Here is a 17,393-nt window from a genome sequence, read left to right as displayed (position 1 = left end):
CATGAATACTGCAAGCAGACTTGATTCTCCAACGATAAAATCAGCCGCAATCGAGCACAAAACCGACAGCGAACGACATCACGAGAATTTGGTGGGCTGGGGAATGCTTCTTCCCGCCTGCGCTCTCCTACTCCTGTTTATCGGAATACCGGTGCTAATCGCCTTCGGGCTGGCCTTCACCAACGCCCGAACTATCAGTCCAAACCCCACACGACTGATTGGATTCAGCAACTTCATCCGCCTGTTCTCAGATCCGACATTCTGGTATGCGCTTCGCAATGTCGCCATATTCGCCATCGTCGTCGTGCCTGTGCAAGCCGGACTCGGCCTGTTCCTCGCCGTTCTCATCAACAAGCAGGTGCGCAGTTCTGTGTTCTTCCGCACGATCTACTTTCTACCGGTTGTCACCTCGATGGTCGTTGTCTCTCTGCTCTGGATGTTCATCTACCAGAATGACGGCATGCTCAACCAAGTGCTCGACAAAATAACCTTCGGCCACTGGCAGGCCGTAGATTGGCTCAACGATCCCCATACCGCAATGGGAGCGATTATCGTTATGTCGATATGGCAAGCGGTAGGTCAGCATATGCTCATCTGGCTTTCCGGGTTGCAGACCATCCCCGGCGAATTGTACGAAGCGGCGGAGCTCGACGGCTGCGATGCGTGGCAGCAATTCAAGAACGTGACGTGGCCATGCCTGCGTTCGACACGCAACATGATACTCGTCACCATAACTATTGCGGCTCTCAGCCTATTCACTCAGATCAACGTGATGACTCAGGGCGGACCGCGCGACAGCACCACAACCGTGGTTTTCGAAGCCGTGCGCTCCGGTTTCCAGCAGCAGGAAATGGGCTATGCCTCGGCAATCACCCTCGTGTTCTTCCTCATCATCATGCTGATTACCGGCGTACAGCGTCGCCTGACCCAAGAGCGTTAGCCGCTGGATGATTAAACAGCATTAAAAGTAAGGAACGTCATCATGACAAATTTAACGACAGTACTTTCTGTTCCTACCCCCGCTCCGGCGAAGACCACTGCAGGCAAATCCCCCAAGGCAAAGGGTCATAAGCACAACCGGCTTTCCGTTGGCGGCTGGATTATACGTATTGTATTCGCCTGCGTATTTGCCTTCCCACTACTCTTCATGGTCGTGAGCTCGTTCAAGCCTGATGATGAGATCATGGCCGACCTCAGCAGCTGGAAGGCCTTCCTGCCAGTCGGCAACATCTCACTGGAGAACTACGCCCAGGTCTTCACCCGCGTGCCCGCGGCACGCTTTCTCATGAATTCGGTAATCATCACGCTGGTCACGGTCGTTCTCGGCGTGTTAGTCAACTCCATGGCCGCCTTCGCAATTCAACGTCTGAACGTCAAAGGCAAGAAGGTCATCTTTACCTTCATACTCGCCACGCTCATGGTGCCGTTCGAAACCTACGCCATTCCCCTGCTCTGGTGGGTGAACCAACTGCCGCGCCCGATGGTGGACCAATTCGGCTTGTATTTCACACGCGGATGGATCGACACCATGCCTGTGCAGATCGTGCCTTTCATCGCCAATGCCTTCTCGATTTACCTCTATATCCAGTATTTCGAGACCATCCCGAAGGAGCTTGACGAAGCGGCGCGTGTGGATGGCGCAGGCTGGTTCCATATCTATTCGCGAATCGTGATGCCGCTGTCCGGACCCGCCACCGCAACGGTCGTGATTCTGAGCTTCCTGCCGATGTGGAACCAGTACGTGTGGCCGCTGATGGTCGTGCAGTCCGAGAGCCTACGGCCGGTGATGATCGGCGTGCAGTACTTCCAGCAGATGACCACTTCCTGGGGGCAGATCATGGCGTATTCGTCGCTGATCACCGTACCGATCATCATCGTGTTCGTAATCTTCCAGCGACAGTTCGTCAGCTCCATCGCCTCTTCGGGAGTCAAAGGCTGACCAACCGCTGATTGAGGCATCAGCTGCGTCTGCAACTGCAATGAGAGCAGACGCAGCTGATGCAGCCGCCACCTCGGGCGCTGCCTGTATCTTCAACTACCGCTTCTCCACTTACACATAGCCCTTCAACTGAAAGGATCCGAACATGGGTCTCGTCCCCACAATCACTCCGATTCTCGACCATGACGCCGAACTGGCCAAAGCCGAGGCCGGCGTCGCGCAGTTTGCAGCGTCGCGCAATGACCGCTGGTATCCGAAATTCCATATCGCGTCGGACGGCGGGTGGATCAACGATCCGAACGGGCTATGCTACTACCGGGGCCGCTGGCATGTGTTCTACCAGCTGCATCCCTTCGACACCCAGTGGGGCCAATGTCACTGGGGTCATGTCTCCAGCGCCGATATGGTCACTTGGCGACGCGAGCCGATCGCCATGGCTCCCAGTCTTGAAGAGGAGAAGGACGGCGTGTACTCGGGGTCGGCCGCCATCGGCGACGACGGCACGCTGCGCTTCTACTACACCGGCCACCGCAACCTCGCCGACGCCATTGACCCCAAACGCTCGCTGGAAGTGCAGCTGCTCGCCACCGCGCAGGACGACGACGCCATTCGCCTCACCAAGCATGGCATGGTCATCGACTGTCCGCGAGCGGAAGTCGATTCAGACTTCCGAGATCCGAAGGTATGGAAGACCGGCGGCATCTGGTACATGACCTTCGGCGTGTCCTCGGCGCACAAGCGTGGCCAGATGTGGCTCTACACCTCGCAGGACATGATCGAGTGGAGCTTCGAGCGGGTGCTGTTCGAGCATCCGGACCCCGACGTGTTCATGCTTGAATGCCCTGATTTCTTCCCCGTCACAGGCCCCGACGGCGAAGAGAAATGGGTTATCGGATTCTCCGCCATGGGCTCGAAACCTCATGGTTTCATGAACCGCAATGCCAGCAATGCAGGCTACATGATCGGCTCGTGGACGCCGGGCGAGGTATTCCGGCCGGAGAGCGAATTCCGCTTGTGGGATTGGGGGCATAACTTCTACGCTCCGCAGTCCTTCACGGCCCCGGATGGCCGCCAGATCATGTACGGCTGGATGAGCCCTTTCGCCGGGTCCGCGCCGATGCAGGAGGACGGCTGGTGCGGTCAGCTGACCCTGCCGCGCGAAATAACGCTCGGAGCCGACGGCGATCTGCATACTTCACCGGTTAAAGAGGTCAGTGCGCTACGCGCCGGTAGTGCAGATCTTGGCGCTATTGAGCTGCAAGCCAACGAGGAACATATCATCGTCGACGATGCCGAAGCTGTGGAAGTCGAGCTGACGCTCAATCTGGCTCGCTCCACCGCCGAGCGCATGGGACTGAAAATCCATGCCACCAACGACGACTCATACACATACGTAGCATATGACGATCAACTTGGCCGCGTCGTCATCGATCGTCAGGCCGCTGCATGCGGCGATCGTGGATATCGTGCCGCGCCGTTGTCGGATGAAGAACTGTCGAAGGGCGTAATCGACTTGCGGCTGTTCATCGATCGCGGTTCCATCGAGGTCTATGTCAACGGCGGTCGACAGGTACTCAGCTCCTACAGCTATCCATCGGAAGGGCCGCGCGCGATCAAGCTCACCTCGGAATCAGGGGTAGCCCACACCGATGCGCTCAAGATTCATCAGCTCAGGAGCATTGGTCTGGAATAGGATGCCCAGATGAGGTTCCCGACTAGTGGAGCACATTTCTCAAGGCTGACGCCACAAAACGGACGCAGTCTAGGCCAAACCCAAGCCTGAGCCGACCCCGCCTACTTCTTCACACCGCCGAAGCGCCGGTCGCGGTGCACGTAGTGGTCGATGGAGCGCCACAGAACCTCGCGACCGTAGTCGGGGAATAGTTCGGGCGCGAAATCGAGTTCGGCGTAGGCGGCCTCCCATGGCAGGAAATTCGAGGTGCGCTGCTCCCCCGAGGTGCGAATCACCAGATCGCAGTCCGGGATGTCGGGATTGTAGAGGTGCTGGGCGATCATTTTTTCGGTGACCCTGTCGCCGCTGATCTCCCCATCGCGCACCTCCTGGGCGATGGCCGCGCAGGCGTCGGCAATCTCCGAGCGCCCGCCATAATTGATGCAGAAGACCACGTCGATGGTCTTGTTGTTCTTGGTGCGCTCCATCGCAACTTCAAGCTCGTCGATTACCGATTTCCACAGCCGCGGACGCCGACCGGACCAGCGCACGCGCACGCCCCACTCGTCCATCTGCGCCACCCGCCGATGGATGATGTCGCGCGAGAACCCCATGAGGAAGCGCACTTCCTGGGGGCTGCGCTTCCAGTTCTCCGTGGAGAAGGTGTACAAGCTCAGGTAGCGTACGCCTGCCTCGATGGCGCCAGCGATGGTGTCGAACACCACCGGCTCCGCCGCCTGATGCCCGTTGGTGCGCACCAGTCCGCGCTGCTGCGCCCAGCGCCCGTTGCCGTCCATGATGATGCCGACATGCCGAGGCACCTTACCCTTGGGATAGTCCGGAACGATGGAAGGGTCGGAGAAGGGGGCCGCGGGAACGTCCAGCGACGTGTAGTCGACATGTTCGAAAGTCATAGCTACGAATGTAACAAGCGCAACGAACGAATAGGCCGTTCCAAGTAGTATTCTCCCCAATCTTCAACAATTCGGCTCACTTCGGGCCGCAGGCCTTCGCCGTCAAGAGCCGACCAAGCGCCGTCAACAAGCGCTGAGAGCTGCTCGCGAGCGCCGGAATCGAGCCGTACCGCATCCGGCGTGCGATCCGCGGCGCACATCATGCCACCGGAACGCACCGAGAAAAAGCCCAGCTCGTCGTGCCGCCCGCATACCACGCAGGACTCCATGCGCGGCGTCCAGCCAGCCTCGGCCAGAGCGCGCATGACATAGGACTCCCCTATCGTCAGCGCATCATGCGCGTGCCTGGCGAGCGCATTCAGCGCCCCGATAAGCAGCATGTACTGCCCGCGCGAGGGCTCGTGCTCGGTGGATACGAGCTTGTCCACTGTCTCCACGATGACATTGGCTGCGGAGTAGGCCTCGAAATCGAGGCATATCTCGGCGGCGTACGCGCCGATTGACGCCGCTTGGGAGATGACATCGAGCGAACGGCCTTCGGCGATGAGCAGATCGACGCGCATGAAAGGCTCAAGCCGCCCGCCGAAGCGCGATTTGACGCGGCGCACGCCTTTGGCTACCGCGCGGATCTTGCCATGCTCCTTGGTGAGCACGGTGATAATGCGGTCGGCCTCACCAAGTTTGACGGCGCGCAGCACCACGCCCTCATCGCGGTATAAGGCCATGCGCGCTCCTCTCGATCATGCACGACTATACGTCGTTTTCGCGTTGTCCCGGCGAACACGGCTCACACTTTTTCGGCGGACCTAAAAAAGTGTGAGCAAAACAAACATTTCATGTTCAGCATCTATCCATACGAAACCTTGAGAATCCGCCATTATGGTGCTCAAAAGCTACCATCTTGCCTGTTCATTTGACTCACACTTTTTTGAGTCCGCCAAAAAAGTGTGAGCGTTAGTAAATGAACAGCCCCCAGAAGGCGAAGAACAGCAGCACATGCAGCATCGCCACTGTGGTAATCCAGAACAGCACACGCCCCAGCCGCGTGGAGGCGACGACCGGCTTGCGGCCTGTCACCACGGCCTTGAGCTCCCCGGTACGAGGCGGCAATTGCGCCAGTCCGCGCGCCGAGGCCTCCTCGATCACACGGGTCAGCACGCGTGACCACGCCCAGACCACGAGCGTGCACACGATCTGGATGACGGGCCAGCTCCAATACATCATGCCCGGATCCTCGACCGGTGCCCCTCCCCACCCGAGCTTGACCACGGCCATAATCACCTGGCCCAAGCCTGCCACGAAGAGCACCACCGTAGCCATTGTCGTGACGGTGAGCATCAGCAGCGCATTGCCGAATCCGCGCGCGAAGCCCAAAGTCCGCCCTTCCTGCCGGCGAATCATATGCCGAAGCTTGAGTCCCAGGGCAATGAGCGCGGTAATCGCAGCTGCCAGCAGCAGCACGACCGTAGCGATGTGCAGCACCACGCCGTACACCGTCAGCGGCCTATCACCTGCAAGTTCGGAAGGTACCACGATGGATTGGTAGATGCGCGTGCCAGCCACCCGTTCGCTGGTCTGCTTCAGCCCGCGCACGGTGCCCTGGCTCCAATTGACCATGTCGGTGACGTAATTGTCGGAAAGCGCCGTGCCCTCGTCAGCCTCATCACCGAGCCGCAGTACATGGTTCGCCACAGGATAGCTGCGCACGGTGATATCCCAATTGCCAGCGTGATGGGCCATATCCAGGATCTTGCGCACGCCGTCGACCTGCGCGGTCATCACGTCCTTCGAACCATAGGCCACGAAGGTCGGGATGGAGTAGCCGACATCAAACTGCGTGGGCACATCGAGATTCTGCAGCCCAAGCATCGAGGAATCGACGTGGAACAGCCTGCGCACAATGGACTGGTACCCGGCGTGCGCCCCGGTCAGCGCGAAGTCCTGTGCGACCATGAACCCGAGCGACTGACGCGGCGAGTACACCATGGGGCTGAGCAGCACCTGGAAGGCGATGCGCCTGTCCATGCGCAGCAGATACGGCGATATCCACGTGCTCTCCGACGTGGCATAGATACCGATATTGTCGGCGTCGACCGAGCTCAGCGAGCGCAGATAATTGATGATCTGATCGTAGGCGGCTGCGGAGCCGGGATAGTCGCGGTTCACGTTGCCGGTCGACCACACCGGCTTGTCGGGCACGGCGGTGGCGAATCCGGCCGAAGCCAGGTCGAAGGCCACATCGCCGAAGGAGTTGTCGCAGGTGCCGTAGCCTGCTCCGTGCATGAACACCACGCCGGGGCGGCCGGATGGAGCGCCCTGTGGCTCGCGGATCAGCACACGGATGTTCTGGACTTCACCGGTCGAAGGGCGCTTCGCCTTGATGGTGACGTGACGGCTGACGACTTTGTAGCTTCCTCGCCCGGGCAGCGGGGTGCCGGTCGGGTTGTGAAAAGTAACGGCGGTGTTCGGCGAAAGCGTCTCGATGGTCTGGCCGGTGGGTTCCTTGTTCCACGGCACAGCGGTGATATTCGAAACCGTGACGAGGATGCCAATCAGAATGATGAAAATAGGCACACTCACCATCAGCCGGCGGCCACGGCCCCACACCTGCGGAATTTGCGCAGTTTGCGGCATCTGCGAGGCCGGTGACTGCTCTGTACCTTCCGCACTCTCCGCATTCTCTGTATTCTCTGGAGCCTTCGCCAGGATCTTCGGGGACTGTGGAGCGTCCGGCTCACGCGCGTTCGTTTGGTTCTGATCAGACACGAGCTTCATCCTATCCAGCGATACATCTGCTGCGCGGCATCATCGACTTTCCCAACACCACCGACATCACTGCACATCGGCAGGCTCAGCGCACTGCATCCGTGCCGTTGGAGTCGCCCGAATCGCCATCAAAGCCGGGGAAGGAAAGATCGGGAATGTCCAAATCCATGTCCTCGTCGGCCTTCGGAAACATGCTGCTCTTATCTGCAGCATCGCCTGCGTCATCATCTGCATGGCGTTGCGAAGGCACGGGATCGGCTGCGAAATGCGGCATGCCGAAGGTCTGCAGCGAAGGAACCTTCGGGGCGGGCACCGTGGCACTCACCTTCGGCAGTTCCTGAGAGACCTCGGCCATATGAGCCAGCGCCGCAAGCGTGGCATCCGTTTCCTTTGCGTGTGCCACTGTGTGTGCCTCTGCGTGCTGTCCATTGCCGTTCTGCACGGCGGATTGGGCCGGACGAGCGGGCTGGAAGGACGGAATAGGCGCGGCAGATACGGCATCGGCTGCTGGCGCACCGGACCATTCGGCCTGTGCTGGCACTGCGGCTGTTGTCTCTGCGGCGGTCTCAGTACCGGAAAAAATCGACATGGTTTCGGCCGCTTCCGCCGGCGCATTCGTATTTGGCGACCCAGCTGCATATGCAAACTCGGTCGACGCCACAGGGGCATCACCATGCTGCGCAATGGTCGCGTAGTCCGGTTCCGGCGCGGCCGTGCTCGCATCCAGAGCCGAAGCAGCGGACGCAACGGACGTAGCAGCGTCACCCATGCTCGCGCTTTCCGGGGCGGCGTAACCATAGGCACTGGGCTTGGGCGCAGTAGGGGTACTAGGAGCAAATGAAGGCGCGGATTCCTGAGCCGTCGAGGCCGTATAAATAGCCTGCTCGGCCTTGTTCAGCGCGGCGAAGGATTCGGTTTCCTCGCCTGCGTGCACGGGGGCGTACGACGCCGTCCCCTCCTGCGGCGCAGCTGCGAACAGGGGCGTCACACCTGATGATGCACGATCCTGATTGAAAATGCTGTCCGCATTATTGCTCGCGTTGTTCGTGTTGCTCGCATTGTTCGCAATCGGTGCGGGCTGAGCGGAATCGGCCTGCTCGTCGTCATATTGCGAGATGCGATCATAGGATTCCAAGCGGCTCAGCAACTGCACGCAGGAACTGAGGAAATAGTCGACCTGCCGCTCGTCGTAGCCGCCATCGCCTTTGCGCTGCGTGAACACCACGCGCGAAACGGTTTTGGAGTCGACCTCGCCACCCTTCGCGTCAGCCGCAAAAGACGAGTTTTCGATCTGCAGCTCTTCGGACGCCTTGCCCACGATGCGATCGACCAGACGATCGACCTGTTTGCGATCATAGGAGGGCTTCTTGTGCGCCCCGTCCGCGAAGCGTTCGCGATCCGCGCGTTCGGCATGCTCCGCGACCTGCCGATACAGCTCTTCAGTGCGCGCCTTCCAAGCCACTCTGCCTTGCTGGCCGATCTCCCACGAGGTCTGCTTGTCGACTACTGCGCGTTCGAGACGGTCAAGCGCCGCGTCGACCTGCTCGAAGAGATACCCGCCCTTGCGCATATCAAACGATACGTTCTGAATATCGTGTTGGGTCAGCTGCACGCCTTCGCTGTCGTACTCGCCTTCATACAGAGAGTGCGCACGCTCCAGAAAGGCATCCACCTGAGCGGTGTCGTAACCCCACTTGCGTTTGCCGGCACGCGCGATGCCGGACGAGTCCCGCTCGGTTTCAGGTTCTTGAGCCATCGGCTATTGACCTCCTACGGATAAGTATTCAACAACCTAACACTACGCGATTATTGGGACGCGGCGATATTTCCGCCCGGCACGAAGCCTTCACGCGGCTATCGCGCATCCGCTGCAAGTTTGCTATGCACGATTGCGCGCTGCAGCACAGGCATAGGCGCGCAAGCTATGAGTCCAATCCAATCGAAACAGTCTTCATCAGCGCAATGGGGGGCCTGTACCCGATTCCGGGGCGGGCGAAGATGCGTTCGCGGGCGAGATGGAGCATCGCTCTGGCACGTGAATCAAGCGAGCCGAGCAGACGGCGACGCAATCGCACGCGCAAGCACTGCGGCAAGGTCATCCGCGGTAAGGCGCGGCCGGTCGAGGGTTGCGCGTTCAAGCGTGAGGCCAAGCAGCAGGGAGCCAAGCACATCGGTCTGGCTTTCGGTCAGCTCGATGCCTGCTTCGCGAGCGAGTTTCCAAGCCGTTGCAATGCTCGCAGCACGGATTTCTTCGAGGATCGGGCGAAGCTCGGGATTGCGCAGCGATGCCAAAGACAGTTCGATTCGAGCAATGTAGAGGTCGCGGTTAGCCTGGGTGGAGTCGTCAATCAGCTCGGCGAGCACGCCGACAAGGTCGCCTTGGCGCCCCGGTTCGCTTGCCGATAAACGCTCCATGTAGGCGCGATGCCGGTCGCGAACGGTCTGGGCTACAGCCAGCAGCAGGGCGGCTCGAGTCCGGAAATAGCGCGATGTCGTGCCCGTTGGCACATGCGCCGCGCTGTCCACCGCCCGATGCGTCAGGCCGTGCGCTCCGGATTGTGCGAGAACGCGGATAATCGCATCGGCAAGCAGCTCGCGACGGTTGGTTTGCCTCGGCATGACGACACTCCTGCATATATTTGTACATTCGCTACTATTGTAGCGCTACAATAATAGCGATATTGTCACAGCGTTTGTGACGGCAAACACCGATCAAGACAAATCGTTATATGACAAAGGAAATAGACATGGGTGGACGGAACGAGGTACTGCGCAGGCAGTCGCAGCGCACGAAATTCAACAACACCGACATGGACTTCGCGTTCAATCTGGCCTTGGGCGTGAGCCAGATCGTCGGCATGAACCCCGGCGAAGTGCTTGCGGCGGTCGCTACCGTCAAGGATGGCGACCCTAGGAGTTGGCGGGAATCCTTCTATCGCGAGGCGCGCTTTCTTTCTCGCCGAGCTGATAGCTGCGTGCAGTCGGGGAAGCTCGAACAGGCGGGCCAGCGTGCGTTTGGAGCCGCATATGCCCGCAGATTCGCGTTGGGCTTCGCCAGTCCCAATACCAAGGCGTGGAACATCATCATCCACGAAATGGAACAGGAATTCATGCGCGGTGCCGCGCTGAGTCATGTGCCCATACGACCCATCGAAGTCCCGTTCGAGAGCAGCAGTCTCCCCGGCTATTACCTCGAAATCGACGGTGCGCCGAGGCCGACGTTGCTTGTCGTCGGCGGCGGCGACACCTTCCGCGAAGACCTCTTTTACTACGGCGGATATCCCGGCTGGCGGCACGGCTACAACGTCCTTATGGTCGACTTGCCCGGCCAAGGGAAAACCCCAGATCGCGGATTCACCTTCCGTCATGATTCCTCGACATCAATCGCGGCGTGCCTGGACTGGCTGGAAGCCAACGCTTCGGCACCGGATGCGCGAATCGCACTGTTCGGGCTCAGCGGCGGCGGGTACTTCACCGCGCAGGCAGCTTCCACCGATTCCCGTGTCGCGGCGTGGATTGCAAGCACGCCAATCACGGATATCGGCAAGGTGTTCTCTTCGGAAATGGGCGGCGTGCAAAAGGCTCCGGGCTGGCTGACGAATATGGCAGCCGCAATCATCGGCAGAACGAATTCAGCACTCCAAGTCAGTCTCGAAAAATACGCCTGGCAGTTCGGCACCAAGGACTTTGCCGAAGTGCTCGCCAGAGCGCCCAGAGAGGCCCCCATCGTCGACGCATCGTCCATCACCTGCCCGAGCCTGTTCATGTTCGGAGCCGGCGAAGCCAAGGAGCTGGCCCGCCAAACCCAAGCGCTCGCCGCTGCGATGAAGGCAAGGCATCAGGATGTCACCGTTCGCAAATTCGAACACGCCGAAGGCGACGCGCACTGCCAGGTCACGAACCTGAAACTCGCGCATCAGGTCATCTTCGACTGGCTGGATCGGCGATTTTGTACCGTATCGACGGCATCTCCGGAATCAGCACCGCAGAGGGAACCGACACACTGACGACTGCCAGTCTCCTAAATAGTTGCGGTGCCTTGGAAGCACACAGTGGTTGCGCCGCCGACCCAGACCGAGCCATCCTCAACGGTGATGGCGATCTCACCAGCACGACCGAGGCACGCGCCCTGGGAAACCGTGTAGCGCTCAGGGGCCTGCCCCGTACTTGTGAGCCATTGCGCGACGGAAGCGTTCAAGCTCCCGCATACCGGGTCTTCGGGTACGTTGGCACCGGGCGCGAACGCGCGCAGTTCGAACGCATGCGGTGAATGGGCTGGGTACGCACCAACCGCGCCAACCATCGCGTCCGGGATAAGTGAGAGGTCAGGCTGCAAAGCGAGCACTTCTTGCGCGGTCGCGAGCTGAATCACAGCCCAGCCCGGGCCATTATCGACCCATTGGTGAGCAACTACCTGCGCAGGCGCAATCCCGTAGGCGGCCACCAGTCGTGCCAAAGTATCGTCGTCAAGCGGACCGGTTCGGCGCATCGGCGGCGCGGCAAAGGAGAGCATGTTGTCATCATTGCGCAACTCGACCAGCCCGGCTCCGCACTCCTGTACGATGTGCCCCTGCGCTCGTGGTCTGCCGCCGTGCTGGAGCCATGCGCACGCCGATCCCAGAGTGGGATGGCCCGCAAAGGGAAGCTCGCCCGTCGGAGTGAAGATACGTAGCCGATAGTCCGCCTCGCTTGTGGTGGGTGGCAGCAGAAACGTTGTCTCGGAGAGATTCGTCCACCTCGCGACCCGTCGCATCTCCTCATCCGTGACGCCCGCGGCATCGAGTATGACCGCGACCGGGTTGCCTCGATAGGGTTCACTGGAGAAGACATTTACTTGGGCGAACGGATACTGCTGAGTCATGGCACCAATCCTCTACATAGTGAAAGTCGCAAGAGAAAAACCCTTAGGCAGTAAGGTTAACTGACCGCACATGCACTGTGGGCGATGAGGGACTCGGACCCCCGACATCCACCGTGTAAAGGTGGCGCTCTAGCCAACTGAGCTAATCGCCCGCGACGCACTACTGTACCGCATCCCCTGCATGTGTCGCCACGCGGTGTGGTCAAAGGTGGCGGGGATCATCCCCGCCATTTGTTGAACCCGAAAGCTCGCTTCGACCATATCATGCTCATCAAGAAATACGAATACGCCTGGCCCGGCTCCCTGAAAATCAATTCAACAATTGAAAACACTCCGACTCAAGACATTCACGCACTAATCGGCTCGGCGCACGACATCGCGACCGTCTCGCAGGTGCTTATCAGGTCGCTGTACCAGTGTTTTTGCATGGTGGGCGCGGCGACGAGGAAGGTGGGAATCGTGATTGCGGGTTCGATGCTGACGACGCGGATGCCCTCGTACTGGTGCTCGGCCTCATAGGTTTCGTAGATCGGCGTCCACATCGGCGTTGAATTGGCGGCCATGACGGCGAATGTGGCCTCGACGCTGGTGAATGGCATGCCCACGGTCAGTCTCAGTCCTTGAGATGAGTAAGCCTCGTTCAGCACGTCATGAAGCGCCGGATTGACGTCATACGACGCCAACGCCACGGGCGACCCAGCCAGTTCTTGAATCGACACCGAGTCCTTGTCGGCAAGCGGATGGTGCTCGGGCATGGCGGCGATGAGCCGGTCCTCCCAGACGCGCTCGCTGCGCAGCGTCATGTCCCGGACGCGCCCGCGGAAGAACGCGGCATCAATCGTGCCGTCCGCCAGCGAGGCAGCCCGCTGCTCCGGCGCTACCTCGACGGCGCGCACCGTGTAGCCTTTGCGGGCGAGATCCTTGAAGACGAGCGGAACCCGCCTGCCCATCCCGCATCCGATGCCGAGCCGCAGCACGCGCGTGGAACGGTATTCATTGGCTGCGGAACTCAGCGTGGCAGCGTCATCCAGCAGCGTGCGAGCAAGCGGCAGCAGGCTCATCCCGGCCGCAGTGAGGACGATGTTTCTGCGGGAGCGGTCGAACAATTCCACGCCGAGCGCATGCTCGAGCCGCTTGACTTGCTCGCTGACCACGGATTGCGGCAGGAACAGGCGGTCCGCCGCGCGCCGGAAATGCAGCTCCTCGGCGACGGTGACGAAGATGCGCACCTGCCGCAGTTCAAAATCAGCCATGCTGGCCCCTCTTTATCTGTTTCTAGCTGTTGTTTCTATCTGTTTTCGACGATTGTCAATAACCGATCTGCAATTATTGCGTTGCTCTGATCGTAGTTCACGATCATTACCTTCGCAGTTTGGCTCTCGATAAAACTTGCAGCATCGACAAGGATTGACATTGTCACCGAGACAGCCCGAGAAGAACAACCGACTCGGGCCGAATGCAAGCACTATGTTCAAATAATCAACAAGGAGCATCATCATGGCAAACATCGTCATCATCGGAACCGGAAACGTCGGCGGCCCTCTGGCACGGCGGTCCGAGCAGGCCGGCCACCAAGTCACCACGCTTACGAGCAAGACCGAAGCCGAGACCGCAGTAGCCGCCATCAGCACCGCCGACGTAGTGGCGCTGGCGCTGCCCTATCAGGCCGCTCTGGCTTTGCCCGAAGAGTGGGCGCAGGCGCTGTCTGGCAAGGTCGTCATCGACGCGACCAACCCGCTGACCCCGGACTTCACCGCGCTGACCGTCGGCTTCACCACTTCCGGTGGCGAAGAGGTCGCCAGGCATCTGGCCGACGCCAAGGTGGTCAAGGCACTCGACACCGTGCTGGCCCCGAACCACGACCCCGCCGCATTCCCTGCAGGCTCGATCTTCACGCCGGTCGCAGGCGATGACGAAGAGGCCGTGAAGACCGTCGTCGAATACCTCACCTCCCTCGGTTTCGACGCCGTGCCCGTCGGCCCGCTGGAAAACGCGCGTCTGCTTGAGCCGCTGGCCGAACTGCAGATCCAGCTCGCCTACGTCCAAGGCCTGGGAACCGCCATCAGCCTGAAGCTGCAGCGCGCATAAGCGGCAGTCTTAGCAGCGACCTCGGCAGCAGTAGCACCATCAGCAGCAGCCAGCCGTCGCTAAGACGTTCAGAAACGAGCCGAGTCTGACGGAGCTACGCATACATATGCATACGTAGCTCCTATCCAAATAGCGTTGAGGCCTTTGAATCGCAAAAGATTCAAGGGCCTCGACGTTTTCAACGCGCATCACGATCGTGTAGATTCGCTGCCGTTTGACCAGTGTCAAGGATGCCCGTCACGGCAAGCAGCCCTGGGAAGCGTGCTTCGATATCGTCTCGGCGCAGTGTGGCGGTCCGAGTATTGCCCTGCGCCTCGACCCGGATCAGTCCACTGTCTCGCAGCACTTTGAAATGGTGCGACACGGAGGACTTCGCAATCGGCAAGTCGAAGCTGCCGCAACGACGAGGACCCGAAACCAGCTCGGCAAGGATGCAGCGTCGCGTCCGGTCGCTCAGCGCGTGAAGCACCGTTGAAAGGTCCAGTTCATCTGCTGCCGGTTGCGGGAGCAATGCCATCGTCCATCACCTCCTGTGTGGTTGTCGCCCCAGTGTATCAAGATAAACTATGTTCGTCGAACATCGAACTTAAAATATTGAACAGCATTTTTTGGATAACGCCCACCGAACAACGCCATCGAACGGCACATATGCAGTCGATTCGCATTGCACAAGCAGCGGATAGAAAGAGGGCAATGATGGCGAATCTCCCTACTCAAGAAGGCGCTCCCGCCCGACGGCCGGCACCGGCCATCATCGTCGGCGGCGCTCTGGCGTTCCTTGTGGGCAGCGATTCTATGGTGGTTGCGCCTATCGCTCCGATGATGCTTCGCCAGTGGGGCGTCTCAACCGGATTGTCGAGCCTGCTGGTGGCCGCGTATGCACTTGCCTACGCACTGACGAGTCCGTTCTTCGGCGCGATGGCTGACCGGTCCGGCCGCCGCCGGATAGCCGTTGCCGGCATTGTGCTGTTCGCCGCGGGCACGGCGTTGACGGGCTTCGCACCTGGCTTCGCTCTGGCCTTGGCAAGTCGCGCGGTGGCGGGCGCCGGGGCTGGCGCGGTGATGCCGAGCGTGTTTGCTGAGGTGTCCGAGCGTTCCACCGATGCCACGCGGGGCGCGAATATCGGAATGGTCATGGGCCTGATGCCCGCCTCCACCGTCATTGGCGTGCCGCTGGGCGCGCTACTTGCCTCGGCAGTCGGCTGGCCGTGGGTGTTCCATGCCATCGCAATCCTTGGAGCCTGCTGCCTCCTGCCCGCCACAAGCATCTTCGCAAGCAAGGCCACGGCATCGACCAGCCTCGGGCGCACGGGCTCTGGCATGCTGCATCTGCTGCATACAGCTCTGTCCAGCCGACCAACCCTGCTCGTTCTGGCCGCGACGTTTCTGTGGAACGCAGGGCTTGCGATCCTGTTCACCTCGATCGGGGCCTTCTACCAGTCCAGATTCGACGTCACGACCGCCGCGATGAGCGGCATCATGCTCGTCGCGGGCATCGCCGGCGTAGCAGGGTCGGTCGGCGGCGGCAGACTTCTGGCTTATTGGAGTACGCTCACGCATCTCATCGTCTGCGCTGCCGTATCCGCAGGCGGCGTACTGCTCATGAGCCTCAGCCCGGCACTGCCGCTGTCCATCATCGGCAACTTCGCATGGAGCCTTGCCATCGTCGCCGGACAGCCGGCCCTGACCACACTGGCCGCCACCCTCGACCCCAACGCCCGCGGCACCATCCTAGCCTTGAACGGCTCCGCCCAATACCTCGCTCAGTTTGCCGCCTCATCCGCCGCTGCCCTACTCGTCAGCATCACCGGCAGCTACCTGCCGCTCGGCATCCTTGCCGCATGTCTGCCAGCGCTCGTTTTGCTTGTTGCGCCTCATCGCATCGGTTAGCCGATATCCGCAAACCGTCATAAACCCGTCTCACATCCGGCAGTCAAGCAAGTCACCGGACTACGACCATCATGATACTCTCCGAGATCCGCGGCAGTCCAATGACTCGTGCCTGCGCACCGGCGTGTCGCCAATGACGTCAAGCCGATGACGGCCGATGCGCTCAGCCCGATTCCTGCAGTGGCTTGACCTAGAGTGAACTCTAGAAAATACACTGTAGGCATGGAGCCACATGGGAAGTCAGCGGATGCAGACGGCATGTCCCTCGGCTCCACACTCGCTGGCATCATGTACGCATCCCACGGCTGGCAAGGCGTCTGCCTCATCGGTGCAGCGCTACCCGCCACTCTCCTCGCATTCTGGCTCATCACTATGATTCGAGACCGCAGCAATGGACCAGATTCCATTCAAACGCAACACGTTTAAGCCGGCTCCCCCAATGCCACAAGATTCCATGCCAGCAAGCGGACCTCACCGTACGTTTTTCCGCATGTTCACGAAGGCCGTATCGGAAAACGTACGATAACGACGATTCAGTGTACGTTTTCCAATACGGCACACGCTTGTGTGACATGAAACGTACGCTACCAGCCGCTTCACTCCTCCGCTGTGAGACCTCGCGCCCATGCGGCTGCCCGCTCTGTCTCTTCCGCGCGCAACTGGTCGGCGCCGGTGACCCAGAAAGTCGACCCATATTGCGCATTTACGCCGTTTGCAACGAGTCTTGCGACGGCTTTTTTGGCTGCCTGCCCGAACAGCGTTCCTGCCCCCGCAACGCACGTGTCGAAGGCAAGCACCTTGGTCGTAGCCGGGATGGAGGCCTCAGCAATCCACTCGCGCAGTCCGATTGAGCTGGCATGGAAGCCACCCCTTCTCGCCGCCTGCGCCCCGGCAGTCTTCCGTTCTAGCGCCGAGGTCCGGCTTGCGCTACTGGAAAGCGTGAACGCGTGCGTCGGAGCCCCAAGAATCAGCAGCTCCACGCTGGGGTCAATCCGCTTGGGTGCATTATCGACCCGAAGCAGCGTCGCATCGGGAAGCGCGCCGGCGATAGCCTCGCCGATGCTCCACGTATTGCTGAAATGCGACTCGACGATGACTAGAGTACTCATTTCATGCCCCTTGCTGGTATGTAATTGCCCGGATTGATTACCGGTTGTTCGCGGATGGCTCCTGTATACCGCCCTGCATAAAGACAGCAACGACGGCAATCAGTTTGCCGACTGCCTTGACCGATACGAAACCCCATAACATAGCCTACAATAT

At 60.2% G+C, this 17,393-nt stretch carries 15 protein-coding genes and 1 tRNA gene; 6 read left to right on the top strand and 10 right to left on the bottom strand.

Annotated elements, in window-relative coordinates:
- The first annotated feature begins 1 nt into the window (after nucleotide 1).
- The 3 genes from DDF78_RS05760 to DDF78_RS05750 all read left to right on the top strand — a co-directional run bounded on the left by DDF78_RS05760 (nucleotide 2) and on the right by DDF78_RS05750 (nucleotide 3,632).
- Nucleotides 2-940, top strand: a complete 939-nt coding sequence (locus DDF78_RS05760; RefSeq protein ID WP_152580715.1) for a carbohydrate ABC transporter permease — start codon at nucleotides 2-4, stop codon at nucleotides 938-940.
- Between the two features lie 42 nt (nucleotides 941-982).
- Nucleotides 983-1,939 carry a carbohydrate ABC transporter permease gene (locus DDF78_RS05755; protein ID WP_152580716.1) on the top strand — a complete coding sequence of 319 codons (957 nt, stop codon included), beginning with the start codon at nucleotides 983-985 and terminating at the stop codon, nucleotides 1,937-1,939.
- A 145-nt stretch (nucleotides 1,940-2,084) separates the two neighbouring features.
- Nucleotides 2,085-3,632, top strand: coding sequence for a glycoside hydrolase family 32 protein (locus DDF78_RS05750; RefSeq protein WP_152580717.1), 1,548 nt, complete (start codon nucleotides 2,085-2,087; stop codon nucleotides 3,630-3,632).
- 101 nt (nucleotides 3,633-3,733) lie between these two features.
- Here the strand turns inward: DDF78_RS05750 and DDF78_RS05745 are convergent, their stop codons facing one another.
- From DDF78_RS05745 to DDF78_RS05725, 5 genes are all read right to left on the bottom strand, one after another.
- Nucleotides 3,734-4,525, bottom strand: a complete 792-nt coding sequence (locus DDF78_RS05745; protein WP_152580718.1) for an isoprenyl transferase — start codon at nucleotides 4,523-4,525, stop codon at nucleotides 3,734-3,736.
- Between the two features lie 2 nt (nucleotides 4,526-4,527).
- Nucleotides 4,528-5,250 carry a DNA repair protein RecO gene (recO, locus tag DDF78_RS05740; protein WP_152580719.1) on the bottom strand — a complete coding sequence of 241 codons (723 nt, stop codon included), beginning with the start codon at nucleotides 5,248-5,250 and terminating at the stop codon, nucleotides 4,528-4,530.
- 229 nt (nucleotides 5,251-5,479) lie between these two features.
- A complete protein-coding gene (locus DDF78_RS05735) occupies nucleotides 5,480-7,108 on the bottom strand; it encodes an alpha/beta hydrolase family protein (protein WP_237564573.1) in 1,629 nt (542 codons plus the stop codon).
- A gap of 268 nt (nucleotides 7,109-7,376) precedes the next feature.
- Nucleotides 7,377-9,047, bottom strand: coding sequence for a DivIVA domain-containing protein (locus DDF78_RS05730; RefSeq protein WP_152580720.1), 1,671 nt, complete (start codon nucleotides 9,045-9,047; stop codon nucleotides 7,377-7,379).
- Nucleotides 9,048-9,331: 284 nt separating this feature from the next.
- Entirely contained in the window at nucleotides 9,332-9,910 is a 579-nt protein-coding gene (locus DDF78_RS05725) for a TetR/AcrR family transcriptional regulator (RefSeq protein WP_152580721.1), read from the bottom strand.
- A 128-nt stretch (nucleotides 9,911-10,038) separates the two neighbouring features.
- Between DDF78_RS05725 and DDF78_RS05720 the strand changes: the two genes are divergently transcribed.
- Nucleotides 10,039-11,298 (top strand): alpha/beta hydrolase family protein, encoded by a 1,260-nt coding sequence (locus DDF78_RS05720; RefSeq protein WP_152580722.1) that lies wholly within the window; start codon nucleotides 10,039-10,041, stop codon nucleotides 11,296-11,298.
- Between the two features lie 14 nt (nucleotides 11,299-11,312).
- Here DDF78_RS05720 and DDF78_RS05715 read toward each other — a convergent pair whose 3' ends face one another.
- The 3 genes from DDF78_RS05715 to DDF78_RS05705 form a co-directional block, all read right to left on the bottom strand.
- The gene (locus DDF78_RS05715) at nucleotides 11,313-12,152 is read right to left on the bottom strand and encodes a PhzF family phenazine biosynthesis protein (RefSeq protein ID WP_152580723.1); all 840 of its coding nucleotides are present in this window, start codon (nucleotides 12,150-12,152) and stop codon (nucleotides 11,313-11,315) included.
- A gap of 78 nt (nucleotides 12,153-12,230) precedes the next feature.
- Nucleotides 12,231-12,304, bottom strand: a tRNA-Val gene (locus tag DDF78_RS05710).
- 195 nt (nucleotides 12,305-12,499) lie between these two features.
- A complete protein-coding gene (locus DDF78_RS05705; protein ID WP_152580724.1) occupies nucleotides 12,500-13,405 on the bottom strand; it encodes a LysR family transcriptional regulator in 906 nt (301 codons plus the stop codon).
- Nucleotides 13,406-13,649: 244 nt separating this feature from the next.
- Here DDF78_RS05705 and DDF78_RS05700 point away from each other — a divergent pair, with 244 nt between their 5' ends.
- Entirely contained in the window at nucleotides 13,650-14,240 is a 591-nt protein-coding gene (locus tag DDF78_RS05700) for an NADPH-dependent F420 reductase (RefSeq protein ID WP_152580725.1), read from the top strand.
- Between the two features lie 178 nt (nucleotides 14,241-14,418).
- Here DDF78_RS05700 and DDF78_RS05695 read toward each other — a convergent pair whose 3' ends face one another.
- Nucleotides 14,419-14,757: an ArsR/SmtB family transcription factor gene (locus tag DDF78_RS05695; RefSeq protein WP_152580726.1), complete on the bottom strand. Its 339-nt coding sequence runs from the start codon at nucleotides 14,755-14,757 to the stop codon at nucleotides 14,419-14,421.
- A gap of 176 nt (nucleotides 14,758-14,933) precedes the next feature.
- Between DDF78_RS05695 and DDF78_RS05690 the strand changes: the two genes are divergently transcribed.
- Complete coding sequence (locus DDF78_RS05690; RefSeq protein ID WP_162000710.1) at nucleotides 14,934-16,130, top strand: MFS transporter; 1,197 nt, start codon at nucleotides 14,934-14,936, stop codon at nucleotides 16,128-16,130.
- Between the two features lie 596 nt (nucleotides 16,131-16,726).
- Here DDF78_RS05690 and DDF78_RS05685 read toward each other — a convergent pair.
- Nucleotides 16,727-17,239, bottom strand: a complete 513-nt coding sequence (locus DDF78_RS05685; RefSeq protein WP_152580728.1) for a flavodoxin — start codon at nucleotides 17,237-17,239, stop codon at nucleotides 16,727-16,729.
- Nucleotides 17,240-17,393: the final 154 nt, after the last annotated feature.

Source organism: Bifidobacterium tibiigranuli (genome assembly GCF_009371885.1).
In the GTDB taxonomy this organism is placed as follows: Bacteria; Actinomycetota; Actinomycetes; order Actinomycetales; family Bifidobacteriaceae; genus Bifidobacterium; species Bifidobacterium tibiigranuli.
The sequence above is the reverse complement of the archived record's forward strand: the minus strand, read 5'-3'. Positions and strand labels throughout refer to the sequence as shown.